Origin of the sequence: Pseudoalteromonas sp. SWN166, assembly GCF_015864485.1 — a bacterium.
Classification (GTDB): Bacteria; Pseudomonadota; Gammaproteobacteria; order Enterobacterales; family Alteromonadaceae; genus Pseudoalteromonas.
Genome location: NZ_JADYXB010000086.1, coordinates 1 through 1,392, shown reverse-complemented (window position 1 = coordinate 1,392; position 1,392 = coordinate 1). Strand labels below are relative to the sequence as shown.

At 32.8% G+C, this 1,392-nt stretch carries 1 protein-coding gene; it reads right to left on the bottom strand.

The features are described from left to right. Positions 1-613 precede the first annotated feature (613 nt). On the bottom strand, positions 614-1,249 hold the full coding sequence (locus I6F49_RS20195) for a hypothetical protein (RefSeq protein WP_197181748.1): 636 nt from the start codon (positions 1,247-1,249) through the stop codon (positions 614-616). Positions 1,250-1,392: the final 143 nt, after the last annotated feature.

The window sequence follows — 1,392 nt, the reverse complement described above, 5'->3', positions numbered from 1 at the left end:
ATTTCAGTTTTGACTTGTTCAATGAGTGTATTCATGACTTACCTCCAAATATGGGATAACCCCAAGGTAAGTGTGGCTCAAATGGTCAGAATAGGATCTCCGCGTAGCGGCTTAGTTCAACGCCTCACTAAGAGGCAAAAAATTGTTTGCTAAAATGTTTGAGGCACGAAAAACAGCAAACTGTTTTTTGTCTTTTTTAAGTGTCTTGTTATATGCCAACTTTAACTGATGTTCGATTTTTGTATTTATACCGAAGAAAGTCAACTAACGCACTGAACAACATACCTACAATAAAAGCTACCAACGGTTGATACGAAAAACTCTCGCCATTATTTAGCGAAAACAGTAACTCATGAGACAAATGAAAAATAAAACCAAATATAGGTGAGATGACTAGATAATATAATGCACCTATCGATCCATCGTCATATTCCAAATTTGCAAAAGTGCCTGCAAACAGAATTAATCCAATGATTAGATTGTAAATTGAAAATCCGTATTTCGACATACTACCCTTGGCATATAACGCCTCACTAAGAGGCAAAAAATAGTTGGTTAAAATAAGCGACGCAGGAGCAAAAACCAACTGTTTTTTGTCCTTTTGAGTGACTTGTTATGTTTTATTTGACTCGAAATATTCAGTTAACCTTTTTAAATAAACCTTTCTGGCATTATATGGTTGGCCAAATTGGTTATTAGGCATAATTTCCTTAAAGTCATAGATATATTCAGGTATGTTTTTCAAACTTCTCATATGAATATCCATATCTAAATCAACAAAATACTCTTGAGTAGAATAATTTTTCTCTAATTTCCAAAATGATCGCCCAATTATTGAAGCTTCATATTTTCCATTAATGTTTTTCTTCAAGAAGACAATATGGTCGTGATAAATATCAAATAACGGTTGGCTGATTGTGCCTATGCTCCAATCAATATCGATTTCTTTGTGGTTGTCGGCTCCATATATAACCTTCAGAACTTTTACTTTTGTTACGCCATATGTTTCATCAATTCGTTTCATTTCTTGAATTGATACAACTGCGACTAATTCAGTTTGTTCTATGAATTCATTCCAAGATATATCAGCTATCTTTGCATTTACAGGAAAAGAGAAAATAATAATGAATGATAATATTGCTAGAACTCGCACCAGACTTCTCCATAAAACATAACAGCTTATTGAACACCACTTTGGGGGTTTATAACACCCCAAAACGGCGTATATTACATTGCTTAATAATTCCACTAAACAACTTCCATGTAAACAAGTAATTACGTATTTTGTAAAGTTATTGTTGTTAAAATACACCAAAACGACTTTTAATAATGTTATTGGACAAAACACGAACAACTGTCTATATATACAGTACGTTTTTAAAAGTTGAATAT